At 36.2% G+C, this 4399-nt stretch carries 6 protein-coding genes; all 6 read left to right on the top strand.

Annotated features, from left to right (window positions below; genetic code table 11):
* Positions 1-262: ABC transporter permease (locus SOY52_RS07415; protein ID WP_320848327.1), on the top strand; the 262-nt coding region annotated here is incomplete at its 5' end.
* A gap of 9 nt (positions 263-271) precedes the next feature.
* Positions 272-1150: an ABC transporter permease gene (locus SOY52_RS07410; protein ID WP_320848326.1), complete on the top strand. Its 879-nt coding sequence runs from the start codon at positions 272-274 to the stop codon at positions 1148-1150.
* Between the two features lie 14 nt (positions 1151-1164).
* A complete protein-coding gene (locus SOY52_RS07405; RefSeq protein WP_320848325.1) occupies positions 1165-2142 on the top strand; it encodes an ABC transporter ATP-binding protein in 978 nt (325 codons plus the stop codon).
* The gene (locus SOY52_RS07400; RefSeq protein WP_320848324.1) at positions 2142-3101 is read left to right on the top strand and encodes an oligopeptide/dipeptide ABC transporter ATP-binding protein; all 960 of its coding nucleotides are present in this window, start codon (positions 2142-2144) and stop codon (positions 3099-3101) included. The genes SOY52_RS07405 and SOY52_RS07400 overlap by 1 nt, the downstream gene beginning before the upstream one ends.
* A 9-nt stretch (positions 3102-3110) precedes the next feature.
* Positions 3111-3836 carry an alpha/beta hydrolase gene (locus SOY52_RS07395; RefSeq protein ID WP_320848323.1) on the top strand — a complete coding sequence of 242 codons (726 nt, stop codon included), beginning with the start codon at positions 3111-3113 and terminating at the stop codon, positions 3834-3836.
* 12 nt (positions 3837-3848) lie between these two features.
* On the top strand, positions 3849-4399 hold a 551-nt coding region (locus SOY52_RS07390; protein WP_320848322.1), incomplete at its 3' end, for an N-acetylglucosamine kinase.

Below are 4399 nucleotides of genomic sequence, written 5' to 3'. Positions count from 1 at the left end.
CCATGCAATTAGAAATAGCTTGATTCCTGTTATTACTCAAATAGGTATTAGTTTTGCAGGCGGTATCGGAGGTGCAATCGTAACAGAAAATATCTTCGCAATTCCTGGAATTGGAGTAATGCTTGTTAACGCTGTAAAGAGCCGTGATGTACCTGTAGTAATGGGAGTAATTATCTTTGTTACAATCATAGTAGGAATTATCAATTTAATTGTTGACTTGATTTGTGCTCTTGTAGATCCACGTATTGATTTTGCATCATAGGAAAATATTATGCTTAAGAAAAAGAATAAAAAGCCACTATCAGAATATAGCTCATGGGAATTAATCGGCTACAGATTTAAAAAGAATAAGCTTGCTATGCTCGGAGTATTCATGCTCTCAGCAATAATAATTATTACATTGCTTGCTCCTCTTTTTATCCCATATGAAAAAGTAATTGAACAAAATGTAAGACAAAAGCTACAAGGTCCAAGTGCTCAACACATCTTCGGTACTGATGAACTTGGACGTGATATGCTAGCTAGAGTATTATATGGAGGTAGAATATCACTATTGTGTGGTATAGCAATTATAGTAATTGCATTTATTTTTGGTGCAATTATTGGAGGTATTGCAGGATTCATAGGTGGAAAGGTTGATACAATATTAATGCGTATTGTAGATGCTTTAATGGCTGTTCCTCCAGCACTTCTTGCTATGGCAATTATTACTGCATTAGGCAATGGTGTATTTAACCTTGTTATTGCACTTGCTATTGCACAAATACCTCGTTTTGCAAGAACTGTAAGATCCTCTGTATTAACACTTAGAAATATGGAGTATGTAGAAGCAGCTAAGTGCTATGGTTCTTCATCTATGAGAATTATTTTAAAGCACATCCTTCCAAATGGTATTGGACCAATAGTTGTTGCTGCAACTCTTACGCTTGGTGCTGTTATTTTAAGTATCTCTTCTATGGGTTACCTTGGTCTTGGTGTTGCATCTCCAACACCTGAATGGGGAACTATCATTAGTGAAAATAAGATAAACATCAGATACTATCCATATTTGGGATTAATTCCTGGTCTTTGCATTATGTTTACTGTAATGGCTGTAAACTTCATTGGTGATGGTTTAAGAGATGCCTTCGATCCAAAGAGTAAGAACTGATAAAGGATAAAAAGATGAACGAAGATCTACTTCAAATTGATAATTTAAATGTAGAGTATATCACTGATGATGCTATTGTATATGCACTCAATGACTTTTCTTTAAAGGTAAAGAGAGGTGAAAAGATAGGACTTGTTGGTGAAACCGGTGCAGGAAAAACAACTCTTGCTCTATCGATTTTACGTCTCCTTCCTAAAAAAATTGGAAAAATTACCTCAGGTTCAATCTCCTATGAGGGAGAAGAACTTCTTGATAAGCCTGAAAGTTATATGCTTGGTCTTAGAGGAAGAAAGATTTCTATGATCTTCCAGGACCCTATGACAAGCTTAAATCCTGTTAAGAGTGTAGGTGATCAAGTATTAGAAGTATTGAATCTCCACTTTCCAAATCTTAGTAAGGAAGAGAAAAATCATAAGGTTGATGAGATTTTCAGACTTGTTGGTATTCCTGCTGAAAGAAAGGTTGAGTATCCTCACCAATTCTCAGGTGGTATGAAGCAAAGAATTGTAATTGCCATGGCTTTAATTGCAGAGCCTGAACTATTACTTGCCGATGAGCCTACTACAGCTTTAGATGTAACCATTCAAGCTCAAATTCTTGAGTTAATGAAAGATTTAAAGGAAAAATTTAACTCAGCAGTAATTTTAATTACCCATGATTTAGGCGTTGTTGCTGAATTCTGTGACTCTGTTGCAGTTGTCTATGGTGGAAGAGTTGTCGAGCTTGGTAGTGTAGAAGACATCTTTGGAAATGGTAATAACCATCCATATACAAAGGGCTTAATAAATTGTATTCCAGATTTAACCTCAACTGCTCCTCGTTTGCATCCTATTAAGGGCCGTATGGGAGATCCTAGAATTAAGGTTAAGGGGTGCTGTTTTGCTGAGCGTTGTCCAAATGCAAGTGAAAAATGTAGGACAACTCCACCTCCAATGGTTATGGATAATGGTCATGGAATACTCTGCCATATGTATAGTAAGGAGGGCGTTTGATGAGTACACCTTTAGTTGAAGCTATAAATGTGAAAAAATATTTTAAAACTCCAAGAGGCCTTTTACATGCTGTTGAGGATGTAAACTTTAAGATAGAAGAAGGTAAAACCTTAGGTGTTGTAGGTGAGTCAGGCTGTGGAAAGTCAACATTAGGTAGGACTATTTTACGTCTCCATGAAGCAACATCTGGTAAGGTTTTATATAATGGAGAGAATATTCTAGAGTATAAAAAGAAGGAGATGCATAAGGTTCAAAGAAATATGCAGATGATCTTCCAAGATCCATACTCCTCCCTTGACCCTAGAATGAGTGTTAGAGCCTTAATAATGGAACCACTTGATATTGTAGGTACAGGTGAAAAGCTGTCTAAGGCTGAAAAGAGAGAAAAGGCTGATAGAATAATGGAGCTTTGTGGTCTTCCTTCAAACCATGCTAACCTATATCCACATGAATTAGATGGTGGTCTAAGACAGAGAGTAGGCTTAGCTCGTGCAATGATTTTGGAGCCTAAGTTCTTAGTTTGTGATGAGCCTGTTTCTGCTCTTGATGTTTCCATTCAAGCTCAGATCCTTAATCTTCTTATGGATTTACAAGATGACAAGGGATTAAGTTATATGTTTATTACTCACGATCTTGCAGTAGTTAAGCATATTAGTGATGAGATAATGGTTATGTATATGGGACAGGTAATTGAGCTTGCAACTTCTGATGAGCTCTTTAGAAATCCAGTTCATCCATATACAAGGGCTTTATTAAATGCAATCCCTACTATCGATTTATCAAGAAGAAATAGAGAGAAGGTCACCCTAAAGGGTGAAGTATCATCACCAATAAATCCTGAACCTGGTTGTAGATTTGCTAAGCGCTGTCCTTATGCTAGCGAGAAGTGTAAGCAGGATCCTGTATTAAAGGAAATTGCTCCAGGACACTTTGCAACTTGTACTTTAGGAGCTAAATAAGGAGTATTTATGGCTCATTTACGTGTAGATTTTAGATCTGAAGTTATGGATATGAATACTTCAATGACCGTAGTACTTCCAGAGCAAAAAAAACTTGATAATACAAAGGTTGTTTACCTTTTGCACGGTCTAGCAGATAACTGTTCTGGATGGTCTCGTTATACTTCTGTTGAGCGATATGCCAGAGAAAAAGACGTTGCTTTAGTAATTCCTGAGGTTCAAAGAAGTTTTTATGCAGATATGATTTATGGTCTTGATTATTTTAAATTTATAAATGATGAGCTCCATACAATTTGTCAAAATTTCTTTGGATTTTCCGAAAAACGTGAAAACAGATATGTAATGGGGCTATCAATGGGTGGATATGGTGCTTTGAAATGTGCTTTAACTTCTCCAGAGAAATATCAAGGCTGTGCTGCATTTTCAGCTGTTGCTGATATTGAAACAACTGTGTTTAACAGTAGTGATGGCAGGAAGAAAGAATATAATGCAATCTTTGGAAGTATTATTCCAGATGAGAGCAATTTATTTAAGCTTTTAGATAAAGTAGCTGATTTACCTTCTATTTTTCTCTCATGTGGAGAGGAAGACCCACGAATAATCCATAGTGAAAAGATGGAGAAAGCTCTTAAGGAAAAGGGCTTCAAAGTAAAATTTGAACATTGGAGTGGAGAACATAACTGGATCTTTTGGGATCAAGGTGTAAAAAGAGCCTTTGATTATTTCTTTAATTAAGGATTATTAATTATGGACTTTATCGCAGGAATTGATGGTGGTGGCACTAAAACAACTATTTTAATATCAAATCTTGATTCAAGTGTTGTTGAAAAAAGACAGCTTGGTGCATTTAATATTAATAGTATTGGTTCAGATGGCTTTGCTTGTTTGCTTGATGATGTAATAAAGGTACTTAATGAGTATGGAAGATGCTTATACCTTACTATTGGTGCTGCTGGAGTTAGTAATAGTATTATGAGGAATATTTGTGAAGAAAAATTTTCTTCTGCTTCTATTCCTTTTGATCTTGTAGGTGATCATATTATTGCTTTGGAGGGGGCACACAATGGAGGTGAGGGACTTGCTGTAATAGCTGGAACTGGCTCTATTTGCTTTGGTAAGGATAAAAACGGAAATATTGAACGTACAGGAGGATGGGGTCACATTATTGGTGATGAAGGTAGTGCCTATGCTCTTGGACGCGATGTAGTAAAATATGTTGCCTTAGATTTAGATGGCTATGGGAAAAAGACCTTTTTAACCTCTCTTCTTAAAGATAAGCTTGGTTTATCAAGTAGAGA

Source organism: Bullifex sp. (genome assembly GCF_034103065.1).
In the GTDB taxonomy this organism is placed as follows: Bacteria; Spirochaetota; Spirochaetia; order Sphaerochaetales; family Sphaerochaetaceae; genus Bullifex.
The sequence above is the reverse complement of the archived record's forward strand: the minus strand, read 5'-3'. Positions and strand labels throughout refer to the sequence as shown.

Bases quoted from the DNA above. Each gene is read 5' to 3' on its own strand.
- SOY52_RS07410 (WP_320848326.1), top strand. From the start codon at position 272: ATGCTTAAGAAAAAGAATAAAAAGCCACTATCAGAATATAGCTCATGG.
- SOY52_RS07405 (WP_320848325.1), top strand. From the start codon at position 1,165: ATGAACGAAGATCTACTTCAAATTGATAATTTAAATGTAGAGTATATC.
- SOY52_RS07400 (WP_320848324.1), top strand. From the start codon at position 2,142: ATGAGTACACCTTTAGTTGAAGCTATAAATGTGAAAAAATATTTTAAA.
- SOY52_RS07395 (WP_320848323.1), top strand. From the start codon at position 3,111: ATGGCTCATTTACGTGTAGATTTTAGATCTGAAGTTATGGATATGAAT.